The sequence below is a fragment of the Saprospira grandis genome (assembly GCF_027594745.1).
Taxonomy (GTDB): domain Bacteria; phylum Bacteroidota; class Bacteroidia; order Chitinophagales; family Saprospiraceae; genus Saprospira; species Saprospira grandis.
The window spans coordinates 1,195,446-1,210,868 of sequence record NZ_CP110854.1 but is presented as its reverse complement, the minus strand read 5'-3'; the positions used below and the strand labels follow the sequence as shown (position 1 = coordinate 1,210,868).

Below are 15,423 nucleotides of genomic sequence, written 5' to 3'. Positions count from 1 at the left end.
AAAATAAAAAAAAAGCCGCAAGCGGATGAGGCTTGCGGCTTTTGCTAGCTTAAAAGCTATTTAATCGAGAACAGATTATCTACTCCAATGCTGCGGTTTACGGTAAAGGCTTCGGCATAATGGAAGCCCGCGGGGCGGCCGTAGGTGGCATTTTTTGCTCGGACGAACTCCAAAAATTCTGCGGAAGAAATGGGCGTTTGGGGTTCGGTAGAATTGGGGTCGTAGAACTGTGATTTAAAGGCTTGAATCAGCTCCATTTTTTTGTCCATATAGGGGCTAATATCAAAGACAAAATCGGGTTTTAGGTTATAATCTTGGATATAGTGGTAGACGACTTCTGGTCGCCAGGCATTTTGTGCTTGGCCCTCCCATTCGGTCTCAATTCGGCGCAAACCGGCATAAAAGCAGGCATCGGCAATGAGTTTAGCGGCCCGGCCATGGTCGGGGTGGCGGTCATGGATAGAGTTGGCCAAGACGATTCGGGGCTGGGTCAATCGGATCATCTGCACAATTTCCAGAATATTGCTTTGCTTGTGCTCAAAAAATCCGTCGGCAAAGCCTAGGTTGGCTCTAAAGCTGGCCCCCATGAGTTGAGAGGCGGCATGAGCTTCTTTTAGGCGAATTTCGGCAGTGCCTCGGCTGCCCAATTCTCCAGCGGTGAGGTCCAACAGCCCTACCTTATGCCCCAATGAAATATGGTGCAAAAGGGTGCCGGAGCAAGAAATTTCAATATCGTCGGGATGTGCGCCAATGGCAAGAATATCAACTTTCATTTTAGATGTTTTATGTAGTTTTTTTTAGGGTATTTTGGGGCCCGCGGCCGCCCTTTATAGTAGGGCGGCCGCCGCTATGCTTTGGGGCTCGCAGGTCTGCTCGGCCCTTCAGGCTCCACTTCGTTTCGCCTTTGGTCTGGCCTTCGGCCACCCCGCCGCAGCGCTGGGCCATTTGGCCTTCGGCCAAGGCGGCCAAGCCGCCCCAAAGCGCTTTAACAGCAAATGGGGCTTAGGGTTGTAATAGCTTTTTACTGCCTAGGCATTGGCCATTTTCCCAAACCGAAAGATAATAAATACCGCTGGGGAGTTGAGGGAGGGTCCAGCGGCTTTGGGCGGGACTTTGGGCCACCAACTGGCCCAAACTATTATAGAGTTGGAGCTCTGCCTGGGGTCGTTCTTCTAGTCCTTCTATCATCAAAACTTCTGCTAGTGGGTTGGGGAATACCTTCCAGTTTAATGTTGTTTTTGGGGCTAATGTTGTTGTACTAGACACAATCACCGGATTAGCAGAGGGGCTAAGTACTGGCCGAATCATTACGGCGCCGCCTAGGGCCAGATCCTGCCAAGCATTTCCTCCTACTTTGACATGAGTAAAGGCTTCGGCATCGCTGTTATTTCGGTCAAAACCTACTGGAACTGGTGTACTAGAGGCCTGTTGCCAGCCAATATGAAAGCGGCTACCGGCGGCCAGGGCGATAGGCGTTAGGCTATCGGCAAAATCACTGAGGGGCATATAATGAAAGCCATTAAAGCCCTCTACATAACGCAATTTATAAATATCCTTAGAAAAGAGTTCTTGACCAGGAACGCCCGCAGAGTCTTCCCAAACCTTAACATTGATAAAGTCGAGTTCTGCATCTCGGTTGGTAAAATAGGGCAAATGAAAATAGATGCCTCTGAGGGTATCATCTACTTGGGCCTGAAAAGCTACGGCTAGTTGGGTTCCAATTCCTTGGACAATAATGCGCATTTCTGCCGAGGCATCATCATAAGCAAAATAGTTCGAGAGTTGGGTTTTTAGGTAGGCGGTATCATTGGCCTGATAGCGGGCTGCAGATTGAAAATCGCTAGGGTTTTCAATAATATAGCGGCTGATGAGCTCTGTAGTTTGGCTAGGCAAAAAGGGCGAAAAAGCATTTAGGCTAAGGTCTCGATAGTCATCGTCTGCGTTGGGGCTAGGGGCATAGGTGGTTGCGGGCACTTGGCTATTGAGTAACAAAAAGCCTGTTTGTGCGCTATCATAAACTTGGTATCTGCGGTCTAGGGTACCCGATAGGCCATTATGATTAAAGCACTGCATCACAACAGAATCGGACCAAAGGGTATTATCAAAATGGCGCCAAGGCACTGCGGTATAGGGGGCCAGAGGAGATTTTGGTCGCATGCGAAAGCTCACATCGGCATAATTGCTAGCTTGGCTGGTATCGCGGTTGGCATCTAGATAAATATAATCGAGGTTCCAGTGGTCGTTACTTCCGGTAATAGTGGCTAAATTTCTAAATCTGAATTGAAAATTAGCATGTAGGAATTGGGTATCGAGGACCACCAATTCTTCTTCAAAGTCAATGAGGTCGGTAGTAGAGAGGGAGCTGGGCACCCCAGCATGGGCCCGGACGGCTTGCCAGTTGCCGTTTTGGTCCAAAAACTCCAGCAGCAGGGAGTCGCCTTCTTCGGGCCGGTCGCCCCAGCCTTGGGGCTGATAGAAGTAGCTCAGGACAATTTGGTCGCTTAGGTTGCGGTTGTCTAGGTCTATAGCTTGAGAAGTAAGGGTATCGGCGGCTTCAGGGATAGAGACGCTAGCATTGGCATCATAGGGAGCGCCAGTTTGGTCCAAACCGTCTAGAGTGGCTACTCCTAAGCTGGGGGGCAAATAGCCAAACTGATCATTGATATAAGCTTGATTATCTTGCCAGCGGCTACAATCGGGGTAAATGCCATTGGGGTTATTGGCAAAATCCTCGAAGAAGGGGAGGCTCAGTTGGAGGTTGGGGCAGACCTGATTATTTTTGAGTTGGCTTCTTTTTTTGAGGGCCAAATTTTCTTCTAGTGGAACCAGCTGTACTCCTTGGGCAAAGAGTGCGGGGCTGCTTAGGCAGCAGATCAAAAGGTATAAAAGCGTGCGATAAAACATAAATTCTATTTTTAGGCTAGGCTAGAGCATTTTGCTCCGAGGGGCTCAAAAGTAACAAAAAAGAAGTCAGTTGAGGATCAACTGACTTCTCTTTTTACTAACGTAAGTAGGGCTTAAAAAGGCTACTTATCTTGTTTGGCAAAGACTTTTTTCATGAGGTCGGTAGCGCGGGCCACGGGATTGGCGCGAATATTTGCCTCTTCTTTTTCGACCATTTTGAATAGGCCTTCCATGGCTTTATTGGTGACATGATCATCTAGATCGGGGTTCACTTTTTGGACCAGTGGAATTTTATTGTAGCGAGTCATTACATTGTTCCAGGCGTTTAGGGCACCTGTTTTATTCAATGATCTTTTGATGACTGGCTGAAAGCTTTGGTACAACTGGTTGGAGGTGGTTCTTTTGAGATAGCTGGTACAAGCATCTTTGTCGCCCATCAGGATATTCGTAGCATCTTGGATGGTCATTTGGGTAATCGCCTTAACAAAAATGTCTTTAGCTGATTTGGAGGCATCTTCTGCCGAGCGGTTTAGTTTTTCGATGGCATCATCGACTAGGTTGCCAGCGCCAAGGGCACGGAGGCGACTTTCTACTTGTTTGGCCTCGGCGGGAAAGAGGATTTTGACCGAAGGATTTTTAAAAAATCCGTCGCGGGCGGCCAGTTGGCTGGCTCCTTTGCTGGCCCCTTGCTTAAGGGCTTGCTTGAGTCCTTCGCCAATTTGGGCTTGGGTAAGGGCGGCGGTTCCGCCATTGAGTTTTGAGGCCTCATCTAGGGCAGATTGTAGGCTATCGCAGCTACTAAAGCTAAAGAGGATGAGGACAGCCATGAGGCTTAGAGAAAAGATATTTTTCATGATGATAAGTATTTTAAGAGGTCTTATATTTTGCGTTATGCAGGCGCGGAGCGCCGCAGGCCTAGCGATGTGTAGGGGTGGCCGAAGGCCAGACCCAGGCAGCTTTGCTGCCGCAGGGCCGAGCGAATAGCGAGCCCCGAAACGTAGCGCCGCAGCTTTGCTGCGGAGGCCCAAAAAAATCAGCGAGCCCCGAAACGACAACAAGCCCTTTAGGGCGCAGTTCGACGACTGAAAGGAGTAACCGCCGCAGCTTTGCTGCGGAGGCCCCAAATTAGGAGCGTACTTTTTCTAGTAATTTGGCCGATATCCAGCCTTGTACGGCATTGGGCAAGCGAACATAATACCAATCTTCTTTTTCTTCTAGAATTAGGGCTTTATTTCCGCTGCCGACCAGCTCTACTTCTTTGCCTTGGATAGAGGGTTGGTCTAGGATGGCGGCTTCTGGGCTCATGACGACGGCCCATTGGCGGTTAAATTGCAGATAATTGGCTCGGCGGCTGAGCATAAAACTAAAGAAGGCCAGCAGCAGGCTAAGTAGGATGAGCAGCCAAGTTTTGCCTTTTTTCTGTTGCACAAAGAGGTAGTAGGCGAGGCTGCCGGCGGCCAAAAAGAGGAAAAACAGGAAGCTATAGGCCCAGAAATGGCTACCGAGGCCGGCGGCTAGATTGTCCCAAGTTTGGAAGATAAAGCCAGCTTTTTCTTGAGCTTTGGGTCGGCTTAATTTGCTGGCAATGGCCTTAAGGTTGGCTTGGGCGGGCCCAAATTGGGGTTGGCAAAAGAGGGCGCGCTCGAAGGCGAGTACGGCGGGGCCATATTGTCCTAATTTTTCGTAGGTCAGGCCCAAATTATTTTGCAATTCGGCAGAGCAATAGCCTGGCAAGGCTGCTTTTTGGTAGGCAGAAAGGGCTTTTTCGTAGTCTCCTTTTTCATAATGGGCATAGCCAATAGCAAACTGTTTGGCCAAGCTGTCGGGCAGTTGGGCCCAGCTTGGGGCTGCTACGGCAAGGAGCAAAATGAGGCTAAAAAGGCGTAGCATTAGGCAAGGCGTTTTTCGAGTTGTTTAATGAGCTTTTGGCTATGTTTGAGTTGTTCTTCCATGGTTTTATGGGGCGATTGGCCAGCAAAGAGGGCTTGTTCGCAATGCTCAAGGATTTCGCCTAGTTCCTGCGCTTCTTTTTCGGGCAAAAGTGTTTGCAGGCGTTCTTTGCTTCTTTCGCCTAAAGGGATATTCATTTGCAGGCCGATATAGCCTTTTAGGGCCTCTTCAATGGCCCGGTAGAAATCGCCTACATTGTCTGTTTTTAGGGCTGTTTTGGCTAGTTGAAGCTGCTCCTTCGCATGTCGGTAAGGGGCATTTTTTAGGGCTTGTTTTTCTTTGAGCGCTAGGCTTTTCTTTCGGCCCAAAAGGAGCAAATAGAATCCGCCAAAGGCCAAAAAGGGCAATACACTGAGCAGATAAAAGCGGTAAGTACCAAAAAATGGCTGGGGTGTTGGCCGCCAACTTGCCGATTTTAGGGCCGCTTGCATGCTCAATACTTGGCTGCTATCTACGGCTGTTTCGGCTACTTCTTGGTTCAGGATGCGTTTGCCTTGTTTTACCTTGACCTCTAGACTGCTGTCTATGCGGATCAATTTTCGGTCGCGCACATCAAAGTAGACAAAGCTGGGCTGCAAGCTCAAATCCCCCACTTCTTGCGGGTCAATTTTATAGATAAAGGTTTTTTCGCCGCCAATGCCTCGGCCCCCTTCTCGGATATCTTCTTTTTGTTCGACCTCCAAAATCTTAAAGCTGCCCTCCTTAAAATGGACGGGCGGGGCCGTGATGGGTTTAATATCGCCTAGGCCTCGAATGCGCATCACTAGTTCTAGGGCTTCATCGGTTGTAATTTCATCTTTTTCCAGATAAAGCTCCATATCGTATTCGCCCACGGCCCCGGTATAATCTTTATCTTGGCCAGAAAGCGAGCGAACGGGAATTGTTTTAGGCAGGCTGAGCAGGGGATATTGTTTGAGGCTGCGGCTGGCAAAAGGATTGCGGGGATCTTGTCGGCCCACACTAATTAGGATTTCGGCGGGGGGGATGCTCAGCTCGCCATTTTTGGTTGGAAAAACCCCCATAGAGTAGATGATTTTCGTGGCATATTGTTGGCCATTGATGACCTCCACCCGAGGATCTTTGTCAAAGAAGCGATATTCTCTGGTATACATTTTAGGAAATTCGGGTTCCTTGACCAGCTCAATATTAGAAATATCTATTTGGGTGTAGACCTTATAATTGAGTCGGATTTGTTCGCCCACCACGGCTTCTTGATTTTCACATTCGAGGCGAAAAAGCACTTTCCCCGCCAATTCTGGGGGCAGGTTGTGGTCATTTAGGCTTTGTACATTGCTACTACTTGGGGCCACGCACTTGATCTTAACGGGCATGGTTTTCAGGACCTTACCGCCATAGGTGGTCACTTCTGCGGCCCCAATCGTATAGTTGCCCTCATTATTGGGGGCCAAGCTAAAGGTATAGGCCTCAAAGGTATAGCGGTTGCCATTAATATTGGTGTATCGACTCTCATTAACAGGCCCCTCCACAATTTGAAAGCCCTGGGCTTCAAAATCTGGAAATCGAATCTTCTTAATTTCGGCATTTTCTAAACGAAAAGAGAGCCTGAAGGCATTGCCTAGCACCACCTTAGAGGCGTTGCAATCGGCTACAAAAGCGATTTTTTGGGCCAACAAGCTGCTGCTCATGGCCCAAAAACTAAGGAGAAGTAGACTTAGTTGGTAGCTTTTCAAAACGGTAGTTTTAATCTGGTAGTTGTTGACTTATCTATTTATTTGGGGCCTCCGCAGCAAGCTGCGGCGCTACGCTTTGGGGCTCGCAAGTTTGCTCAGCCCTTCGTTTTTTTCGCTACGCTCAAAAAACTCGGTCTGGCCTTCGGCCACCCCGCCGCATCGCTAGGCCAAGTTGCGCTTGGCTGCCTCCCTTAAAGCCGATAGGTTTTTTGCTCTTTGGGTTGTTTCTTTTTGGGGGCATCTGGTCCAAGCAAACCGGGAAATTGGTCTTCCATTTGGCGAAAAAGCTCCTCAAATTCTTGGTCCATATTTCTAAGTTGTGGATCTAGTTGTTTGAGCAGGGAATCGGGATTTTGCAAGCGTCGCATGAGTTCCTCTTGTTTTTGCATCAGTTCTTGCATGCGGCCATCGCTCAAATCGCCAAAGCCTTCCATATCAAAGTTGAAGTTATCGGGCTGTATATTAAAGCCTTGGCCAAAAGGCGACTCATTAGAAAAGGGCGAATTGCCAAAAATATTTCCTTTGCTGTTGCCTCTTAGCGCTCCTTCTACCACAAATACAGACCCATTGGGGCTGCTATAAGTCTGGCCATCAATATAGGCCGTGGCGGAGGGTAGGGCCAGATAGCCCGCATAGCGGGGCTTTAGGCTAAAGCTATAGGTTTTTTTAGCGGTCTTTTGGCCATTAATAATAGAGGTTTGGCTGCTGCTAGATGTGCCAATTACCTCAAAGTCGACAAAATCGGGCTGTTTGAACTCTACTTGCTCTCCCTGCTCAATATGGTAGTGCAATTGAAAAACATCTTCGGTCCCTACGGTATCATAAGGAACTTCCAGAGAGATAGTAGGCGACTGGGCTCCTAGGCCAAGTGCAAAAAAGAGTCCCATCAAAGTACTAAAAAGCGTTTTCATAATGCAGTTGAATTTAAAAATGAAGAATAGAAGGTAGAAGGAAGCCCTGCTTCCTTCTGCTCATTATAAATACAATTTGCTTACCAGTCTTTTTCTGGATTTTGGCGATTTTTAGGTTGCTTTTTCTTCTTCTTTTGGGTGTCTTTGTCTTCCTCCTCAATCATATCCATCATGCGTTCTACCTCATCCTTAGACATTTCATCGGGGGGCGGAGATTCTTGTTCTTCCTCCTGTTTTTTATTATCGTCTTTGGGTTTAGGGGGCGGCGGTTGCTGCTGCTTAATCGTTCTGAGGACCTGGGCCAGGTTGTGTTTGGTTTCTACATCTTTGGGCCGAATGCGCAGGGCATTCTTATAGGCTTCTACGGCCTCTTTGAGTTTTTTCTCTTTGGCGTAGAGGTTTCCCAGGTTATGGTAGGCCCGGGCTTCTAGCTCAGGGTTATCGGCTTTCTGAAGGGCTTCCTTATAGTGCTGTTCTGCCTCTTCATAATTTTGTGCCTGATAAAAGACATTGCCTAGGTTGTACCAGGCCTTGCTATTGTTTTCATCGGTTTGTAGGGCTTTCTGATAACTTTGCCCTGCCTTTTCTTGTTCGCCCAGCCGATAGTGCTTATTGCCTTCAATCAAGTTCTTCCGAGAAGATTCTTGGGCCAATAGCCCCAAAGGGAGCGCAAGAAGCAGAAAAATAATTACTCTCATCGCTTATGATTTTTTGCGGTAGGCCAGAAAAAACTCAAAGAGGAGAAGGAGTAGGGCAGGAGCCAACAAATACTGATAGTAGCTGTCAAAATCGTCATATTGCAATTCATCAAACTCTTGTTGCTCCAACTTCTTAAAGTCTTTGAGCAAGGCGGGCAAGATATTTTTCCCTTGGTCAATATCAAAGGCTCGGCCGCCCCCTACTTTGGCCAATTCGGCCAGCATCTTTTTGTTGGTAGCGGTCACTACTTCTTCTCCTCGCTTATCTCTATGAAAACCCAGTTCATTTTCTCTTTGTAGTGGAATTTTGGCCCCTTGGCTAGAGCCCACACTAATAGTATAACTAAATACCCCATTTTTGCGGGCGGCTTTGGCCGCCTCTAAGGTTTTGGGGTTGTGTTCTTCTCCATCACTAACAAAAATAACCGCTTTTTGATGCTGTTTACCATCTGGCTGTATTTCTGATTTTTGGACCAGCTCCAAGACTTTCTCTGGCATACTGCCTTGCATGAGTTCTACTTCTTCCAAGCCATTATAAAGAAATACCTGGGCCGAACTATGGTCCAAAGTAAGCGGCATTTGCAAAAAAGCCTCTCCAGCAAAGAAGATAAGCCCCACCCGATTATTGGCCAAACCCTGCAGTAAATCTAAACTAAACAGACGGGCCTTCTCCAAACGGTCCATGCCCTTGGGCTGCACATCTTTGGCCCACATACTTCTAGATAAATCAAGGGCCAAATAAACATCTACTCCGGCCCGCTCTACTTTGCGGCTGCGGCTGCCCATCCTCGGGTTGGCCCAGGCCAAAATCATTAGCGAAAGGGCCAAAACAGAAAGCACAAACTTGAGCTTGTTGCGGCCAGGAGCAAAAGCAGGGATCATCCGCTGAAAGGCTGTCCAACTGCCAAAACGAGCTCTAATTTGGGCATTGAGCCGCTGCGCCCTAATAAATAATATAATAATTAGGGGAATGCAGACTAGTAGGGCCAGCAAACTGGGTGATTCAAACTGCATAATAAAAGACTATTGGACGATGCTACGCAATACCGTTTGTTGAAGAATAAGATGAAGGAGCAGTAAAACCACTGCTAAAAAGAGAAAGTATTGGTACAATTCCCGATGACGAATAAAGGTCTCTTTCTCAATTTTAGAGCGCTCCAGTTTGTCAATCTGAGCATAAATTTTCTCTAGGCTTTTTTCATCTGTGGCCCGAAAATAAAGCCCTTTGGTGCTTTCTGCAATCTGCTGCAAAAGCTTTTCGTCAATTTCTACCTCGGTGGGGCTAAATACAAAGCTGCCATTGGCCTTGCGGTAAATAGGCGCCAAGGCCCGCCCTCTGGTCCCTACCCCAATGGTATAGACCTTTATCCCCAGCTTTTTGGCGGCTTCTACGGCCACCAAAGGCGGAATTTTCCCCGAGTTATTCACTCCATCGGTCAATAAGATGATAACTTTGCTCTTGACCTGGCTTTTTTGTAAACGCCGAACCGCATTGGCCAAGCCCATCCCAATGGCTGTCCCCTCTTCAATTAAGCCACATTCTACCCGACTAATCAGCTGCTTGAGCATGCCATGATCGGTCGTTAGCGGACATTGGGTGTAGCTGCGGCCCGCAAAGAGCACCAAGCCCAAACGATCGTAGGGCCGCTGGTCAACAAAGCTCTGCACCACCCGCTTAGAAGCATCCAAACGGTCTTCCTTAAAGTCCCGAGCCAACATACTACTCGATACATCTAAGGCTACCACAATGTCAATGCCATCTGCCTTGATGTTTTCCTTGACCAAGACTTTCTGCGGACGGGCCAAGGCCAAAACCAAACTCCCCAAAACAAAGAGCTGCAACCAAGGCAATATGGGCCGCAAACGACTTCGCCAACTCTGCGCCGGGCCCAAACCCGCCGTAGGAGATAACTCTAAGTCAGCATAATAGGACCTCCGCTTCCGCCAATACCAAAACAAAGGCAGTAAGGGCAAAAGAAGCAAGACCCAAGCTTGTGCAAATATAATAGATGAAAGACCGGACATGCTTTTGCTTAATTTGAACTATTGCGGAGGGCTTCCTGCCGCTCTACATATTCCAACATTTTATGAATAAATTTCACGGAAAAATCATTGGCCGCCGCCAAAGGCGAAGCCTTGGCATATTTGACCAAATCCGCAGTTTCTAGTACTTCTCTCAATTCTAAGAGTAAACTCTGCTCTAGATGCTCATAATTTAGCCGATCCAATAGCTGATTAGTGGTGGCCTCTAAAGCCCGAACTCTAAAACGAAGCCGCAAATAACTCCGGATAATCCAACTGATGCCCGTATGAAATTCTGCCCATTCTTCTCGCTCCAAATAGCCCTTGGCCAATAGCTTTTTTAGGGCTATACGTGCCCGCTCTTCAGGCGTTTTGTAGATTCTTCTAGCCTGCGCTTTTTTGTAGAGCAAATAGGCCAAAAAGCCCAAGACACTAGCAAACAAAATGAGAAAAACTACCGCAACAATTGGCAGATAAAAAAAGAACCATTCTAGCAGCTTTTCTATAAAATTCTGCGGCTCATCCATAATGTCCTTAATCGGTGCAACATAACTAGAATCGCCCCGAATGCCCGGCGGAAACTTGACCCGAATCAGGGGCACTTTCAACCAAAGACTGTCTATTTGTCCATCTTTCTGATACAAAATGGGCAAATCGGGCAGCTGATAATGGCCCGTATCCCAAAAGGTAAAAGTGATCTTTTTCTCAAAACTATTTAATCCATCAGGGCTAATCTCCTCCAATTGATCCGAAAGTCGAATGACTTCCACTAAGTTATCATCCCAATATACCGTAGGGTTGGGCAGGCGGACCAGCACATCTTCTCGACTTTCTAGCCGCATCCGAGCCGTCAATTGGTCGCCAATCAAAAGTTCGGTACTATCTACCAAAAACTGAATATTGGGTTGGGCCGAAGCCAGTACAGGCAGTAAAAAGGCAAGGATAATTAGGAGGAGTTGGGGCCTCCGCTGCAGGCCTGCGGCCTTGGCGGCGGGCTGTGTCGCGGCTCGCTTTTCGCTCGGCCCTTCGGCGGCGAAGCCGCCTCGGTCTGGCCTCCGGCCACCGCTTTCCATCCCTAGGCCTGCGGCGGCTATCGCCGCCTGTAGGACGCTATTGGGCCGAGGGCGGGCAGGGCCTAGCGCTGGTAGGCAGTGCGGCGCAGCCGCAGACCCAGGCCCGTAGGGCCGCAGGGCCGAGCAGACTTGCGAGCTGCCGAACATAGCGCCTGCCGAAGGCAGGAGGCCCCAAATCCTACTTAGCATAGAATAAAAACAATAAAATATATAAGGAATCCACAAAAGGAGGCGGTGCATCATGGTAGTTTCAAATCATTTATAAGGCCGGACGTTCTTGGAAAAACTGCCGCAAAGCGCCCACAAAAGGCTGGTCGCTGCACAAACTCAAGGAGTCGAGCCCTAGTTTTCCAAATTGCTCCTTAAAGCTGGCGGTTTGTTGCTCAAAACGAGCTTTATAGGCCTGACGAACGCTAGCAGAAGCGCTGTCTATCCAACGCCAACTGCCGGTTTCGGCATCGCGGATAGGCAAAAGGCCCAAATTGGGCAATTCTACCTCTCGGGGGTCATAGACCTGTAGGCCGACCAGATCATGGCGGCTAGCGGCCACCTTGAGATAGCGGCCATAATTGGGGTCCAAAAAATCGGATAAAAGAAAAGCGGTGCAGCGTTTGCGAATCAGGCCCGTCAGGTAGCGCAGGGCTTGGTCTATGTCTGTATGCGGACTTTCTGACTGGCATTGGAGCAGCTCCCGAATAATCCGCAAACCATGGTTTCGCCCCTTTTTTGGCGGCAAATACTGCTCAATTTTATCTGAAAAAAAGATGACGCCCACCTTATCGTTATTGCGAATAGCGGCCAGGGCCAAAGTGGCGCCCAGCTCGGCCATAAACTCTCGTTTATTGACATCATGGCTACCAAAATTGGTGGAGGCACTGACATCGACCAAAAGCATGAAATTCTGCTCTCGTTCCTCCTCAAAGACCTTAATATAGGGCGTACCTGTGCGGGCCGTTACATTCCAATCAATGTTTCGGATATCGTCTCCATATTGGTAGCTGCGCAGCTCGCTAAAGGACATTCCTCTACCCTTAAAATGGGTTTTGTAACTGCCCGAAAAGGCCATGGCAGAGAGGCCTCTGGTCCTTAACTCGATTTTGCGCACTTTCTTGATTAAATCTCGAACTTGCTGGCTCATCTTTAGGGGACCTTTACGCTATTGAGCAATTGCTCAATAATATCTTCTTGACTAATATTTTCGGCTTGGGCCTCATAGCTTAGGCCAATACGGTGGCGGAGCACATCGGGGGCGATAGCTTGCACATCTTCTGGAATCACATAGCCTCGGCGGCGCATATAGGCATGGGCTTTTGCGGCTAGGGCCAAGTTGATACTTGCCCGAGGCGAGCCTCCATAAGTAATGAGATCTTCCAGTTGGGCGAGGCCGTGTTCTTTGGGAAAGCGGCTAGCAAAAACGAGGTCCAAAATATACTGCTCGATGCGGTCATCCATATAAACATCTCGGACCGTTTTGCGGGCGCGCAAAATATCCTCTACACTGGCTACTTTTTGGACCTGGCTAAACTCTCCGCTCATATTTAGGCGGATAATTTGGCGTTCTTCGCTCTTTTTGGGATAGCCAATTTTGGCTTTGAGCATAAAGCGGTCAGTTTGGGCCTCGGGCAAGGGGTAAGTTCCTTCTTGCTCGATGGGGTTTTGGGTAGCGAGGACCAAAAAGGGCTCTTGCAATTTATAGGTTTTTTCGCCAATAGTGACCTGTCGCTCTTGCATGGCCTCTAGCAGGGCCGATTGCACCTTGGCGGGGGCACGGTTAATCTCATCTGCAAGAATAAAGTTGGCGAAAATGGGGCCTTTACGGACCGAAAAGCTGTTGTTGGCGGGATTATAAATCATGGTCCCCAAAATATCTGCGGGCAGCAAATCGGGGGTAAATTGAATCCGTTTAAACTCTGCATCAATAGCCTTAGATAGGGTATTGATGGCTAGGGTTTTGGCCAAACCGGGCAAGCCTTCCAGCAGAACGTGTCCTTTGGTCAGCAGGCCCATTAGCAGGCGCTCAATCATGTATTCTTGGCCAATAATCACCTTAGAGGTTTCGGCCAATAGGCGCTCGATGACTTGGCTTTCTGCATAAATGCGTTCGTTCAGGGCTTGAATATCTGCCGAAGATTGCATCTGTATTATTTTTTGACCCCTTAAGGGTTTGGATGTTAATTATATAGGGTAGCCTGGGCCACCTTTATTTTTCTAGTGTTTAAGGGCCCTAAAATAGGCATTTTTTTAGGCTCTACTAACTTGGGCCAAAATTAAATCGTTTTGAAAGGAGTTTAAGCCTATTTTTCGCTTTTAATTTCTTCTTAATGACTAAGCTTGGGCGAGAGGCGCGCAGCGCCTCGGCTGAGGGATGGAAAGGGGGGCGGCGAAGCCGCAGACCCAGCGGGCAAAGCCCGCGCAGGGCCGAGCAGACCTGCGAGCCCCGACCCGAGCGCAGCGACAACCAGTCCCAAAAAAAGAAAAAAGGTCCAAAAATGGACCTCTAATCATTAGGGTTGATGTTTTTTTCGGCTAAACTCTCGGCTATCGGCCTTATGAATTTCTCGGCTATCGAGGGCGGCTAATTCGGGCAGCCAGAACCTAATATATTCGCCATCGGGATCATAGCGTTTACTTTGGCTGATGGGGTTGAAATAGCGATCTTCTCGGGGGTCATTGCCCACGCCAGCGATATAGAGCCAATTGACCCAATTGCTGGTCACATCATAATCAATCAGGACCGATTCAAAGTATTCTGCGCCCAGTTGCCAATTCACTTTTAGGTCGTTGATGAGGTAGCTGGCCACATTTTGGCGGCCTCGGTTCGACATAAAGCCCGTTTGGGCCAGTTCTCGCATATTGGCGTCGATAAAGGGCTGTCCGGTTTTGCCCAGCACCCAACTTTCAAAGGCTTGTATATTATTAGAGAGCTTTTTTTTCTTTTTGCCCCGTAGGCCGGTGGGCAAGAAAATCTGCGGGCCATATTTTTTGCCCATCAGGCGGAAAAAGTCGCGCCAGAGCAGTTCAAAATAGAGCCAATAAGTCGATTTATTCTTTGTTCTTTCTTTTTCGTAGCGTTTAATTTCGGCATAAATCTGTTTGGGCGAAAGGCAGCCTTGGGCCAGCCAGGGCGAAAACTTAGAGGAATAATCGGCGCCCAGCAGGCCGTTTCTCGTTTCCTTATAACTAGCAATACAATCCGAATCCCAGAGATAATAGTGTAGGCGTTTGAGGCCCTCTGTTTCTCCGCCTTTAAACTGCAGGACGGTCCGATCATCTTGGGGCGGCATTTCCCAGCCAAAATTGCTCAATTGGGGCAAATCGCCTAGGGGCAAACGGTGGCTCCAAGGGTTAAAAGCCTTGGGTTTGGGCAGGGGGGCGCGGACCGGCGTTAGTTTTTCCACCTCCTTGCGAAACTGCGTAAAAATATCGGGGGTATGGGCAATAGGGAAGGGGAGGTCTTGGGTATAGTAGAGCATTTTGCCTCTAAAAAAGCGAATTTCTTGGCCAATAGACCAAAGCTTTTCTTCTAGGCGATTTTGCTGAAGTTCCTCCTCATAAGTTTTTTCTCGGTTGCAAAACACCCAGCCCGTTTTGAGTTCTTGGGCCAGCTTAAAGACCTCCTCCTCGGCCTTTCCTCTTCTGATAAGGAGGTCGATGCCAAGGGCCTGTAGTTGTTGCTTCAGGTCGGCCACCGCCTCAATAATAAACTGGCATCTTCTGGGGCCAGTTTTGGCAAAGCCAGACTCCGTCTTGCCGCCAAAGGTCCGCTCATCAAAGACATAGACGGGGTAGACCTCTTCACCGGCCTTAATCGCTTCGGTGAGCATTTCATTATCGTGTAGTCGCAAATCTAGGCGAAACCAAGCAATAACTCTTTTGGCTTTTTTGGGCAAAACAGACATATCCATAAGATTTAAAATTGTAGCTGTTAAGCTAACAATATCTAAGCTTTTCGGTTTGTTTTTTATTGCTTTTTTGTGGGAAGTCGGTTTTTCTGAAAGATTAGGGTTGTTTTTTGGGGCTGCCCCTCCCTTGCGGTCGGGTCGGGCTCTGTCGCAGCTCGCAGGTTTGCTCGGCCCTGCGTCGCCTTTGGCTCCTTGGTCTGCCGCCTTTGGCGGCCCTGCTATCCATCCCTCAGCCAGTCGCTACGCTCCTCTAGTTGCAGATCTAATTTTAG

The 15,423-nt window shown here is 48.5% G+C and carries 13 protein-coding genes; all 13 read right to left on the bottom strand.

Features of this window, described 5'->3' with window-relative positions; genetic code table 11:
- Positions 1–56 precede the first annotated feature (56 nt).
- The 13 genes from bshB1 to OP864_RS04660 all read right to left on the bottom strand — a co-directional run bounded on the left by bshB1 (position 57) and on the right by OP864_RS04660 (position 15,154).
- Positions 57–773: a bacillithiol biosynthesis deacetylase BshB1 gene (gene bshB1, locus OP864_RS04720; RefSeq protein WP_270100139.1), complete on the bottom strand. Its 717-nt coding sequence runs from the start codon at positions 771–773 to the stop codon at positions 57–59.
- 229 nt (positions 774–1,002) lie between these two features.
- A complete protein-coding gene (locus tag OP864_RS04715; protein ID WP_270100138.1) occupies positions 1,003–2,904 on the bottom strand; it encodes a T9SS type A sorting domain-containing protein in 1,902 nt (633 codons plus the stop codon).
- A 122-nt stretch (positions 2,905–3,026) separates the two neighbouring features.
- Complete coding sequence (locus tag OP864_RS04710) at positions 3,027–3,758, bottom strand: DUF4197 domain-containing protein (protein WP_270100137.1); 732 nt, start codon at positions 3,756–3,758, stop codon at positions 3,027–3,029.
- 271 nt (positions 3,759–4,029) lie between these two features.
- Positions 4,030–4,794 carry an aerotolerance regulator BatD gene (locus OP864_RS04705; protein WP_270100136.1) on the bottom strand — a complete coding sequence of 255 codons (765 nt, stop codon included), beginning with the start codon at positions 4,792–4,794 and terminating at the stop codon, positions 4,030–4,032.
- The gene (locus OP864_RS04700) at positions 4,794–6,545 is read right to left on the bottom strand and encodes a BatD family protein (RefSeq protein ID WP_270100135.1); all 1,752 of its coding nucleotides are present in this window, start codon (positions 6,543–6,545) and stop codon (positions 4,794–4,796) included. The genes OP864_RS04705 and OP864_RS04700 overlap by 1 nt, the downstream gene beginning before the upstream one ends.
- Before the next feature lie 191 nt (positions 6,546–6,736).
- Positions 6,737–7,456: a BatD family protein gene (locus OP864_RS04695; protein WP_270100134.1), complete on the bottom strand. Its 720-nt coding sequence runs from the start codon at positions 7,454–7,456 to the stop codon at positions 6,737–6,739.
- A gap of 80 nt (positions 7,457–7,536) precedes the next feature.
- A complete protein-coding gene (locus OP864_RS04690) occupies positions 7,537–8,154 on the bottom strand; it encodes a tetratricopeptide repeat protein (RefSeq protein ID WP_270100133.1) in 618 nt (205 codons plus the stop codon).
- Positions 8,155–8,157: 3 nt separating this feature from the next.
- On the bottom strand, positions 8,158–9,168 hold the full coding sequence (locus tag OP864_RS04685) for a vWA domain-containing protein (RefSeq protein ID WP_270100132.1): 1,011 nt from the start codon (positions 9,166–9,168) through the stop codon (positions 8,158–8,160).
- A gap of 9 nt (positions 9,169–9,177) precedes the next feature.
- Positions 9,178–10,179, bottom strand: a complete 1,002-nt coding sequence (locus tag OP864_RS04680) for a vWA domain-containing protein (protein ID WP_270100131.1) — start codon at positions 10,177–10,179, stop codon at positions 9,178–9,180.
- A gap of 8 nt (positions 10,180–10,187) precedes the next feature.
- Positions 10,188–11,066, bottom strand: a complete 879-nt coding sequence (locus OP864_RS04675; protein WP_270100130.1) for a hypothetical protein — start codon at positions 11,064–11,066, stop codon at positions 10,188–10,190.
- A gap of 442 nt (positions 11,067–11,508) precedes the next feature.
- Positions 11,509–12,387 carry a DUF58 domain-containing protein gene (locus OP864_RS04670; protein ID WP_270100129.1) on the bottom strand — a complete coding sequence of 293 codons (879 nt, stop codon included), beginning with the start codon at positions 12,385–12,387 and terminating at the stop codon, positions 11,509–11,511.
- A 2-nt stretch (positions 12,388–12,389) separates the two neighbouring features.
- Positions 12,390–13,385: an AAA family ATPase gene (locus OP864_RS04665; RefSeq protein ID WP_270100128.1), complete on the bottom strand. Its 996-nt coding sequence runs from the start codon at positions 13,383–13,385 to the stop codon at positions 12,390–12,392.
- Positions 13,386–13,753: 368 nt separating this feature from the next.
- The gene (locus OP864_RS04660) at positions 13,754–15,154 is read right to left on the bottom strand and encodes a DASH family cryptochrome (protein ID WP_270100127.1); all 1,401 of its coding nucleotides are present in this window, start codon (positions 15,152–15,154) and stop codon (positions 13,754–13,756) included.
- Between the last annotated feature and the right edge of the window lie 269 nt (positions 15,155–15,423).

What these genes read in the sequence shown, in the direction of transcription:
- bshB1 (WP_270100139.1), bottom strand. Translation starts at nt 773, where the DNA reads ATGAAAGTTGATATTCTTGCCATTGGCGCACATCCCGACGATATTGAA.
- OP864_RS04715 (WP_270100138.1), bottom strand. Translation starts at nt 2,904, where the DNA reads ATGTTTTATCGCACGCTTTTATACCTTTTGATCTGCTGCCTAAGCAGC.
- OP864_RS04710 (WP_270100137.1), bottom strand. Translation starts at nt 3,758, where the DNA reads ATGAAAAATATCTTTTCTCTAAGCCTCATGGCTGTCCTCATCCTCTTT.
- OP864_RS04705 (WP_270100136.1), bottom strand. Translation starts at nt 4,794, where the DNA reads ATGCTACGCCTTTTTAGCCTCATTTTGCTCCTTGCCGTAGCAGCCCCA.
- OP864_RS04695 (WP_270100134.1), bottom strand. Translation starts at nt 7,456, where the DNA reads ATGAAAACGCTTTTTAGTACTTTGATGGGACTCTTTTTTGCACTTGGC.
- OP864_RS04690 (WP_270100133.1), bottom strand. Translation starts at nt 8,154, where the DNA reads ATGAGAGTAATTATTTTTCTGCTTCTTGCGCTCCCTTTGGGGCTATTG.
- OP864_RS04685 (WP_270100132.1), bottom strand. Translation starts at nt 9,168, where the DNA reads ATGCAGTTTGAATCACCCAGTTTGCTGGCCCTACTAGTCTGCATTCCC.
- OP864_RS04680 (WP_270100131.1), bottom strand. Translation starts at nt 10,179, where the DNA reads ATGTCCGGTCTTTCATCTATTATATTTGCACAAGCTTGGGTCTTGCTT.
- OP864_RS04670 (WP_270100129.1), bottom strand. Translation starts at nt 12,387, where the DNA reads ATGAGCCAGCAAGTTCGAGATTTAATCAAGAAAGTGCGCAAAATCGAG.
- OP864_RS04665 (WP_270100128.1), bottom strand. Translation starts at nt 13,385, where the DNA reads ATGCAATCTTCGGCAGATATTCAAGCCCTGAACGAACGCATTTATGCA.
- OP864_RS04660 (WP_270100127.1), bottom strand. Translation starts at nt 15,154, where the DNA reads ATGGATATGTCTGTTTTGCCCAAAAAAGCCAAAAGAGTTATTGCTTGG.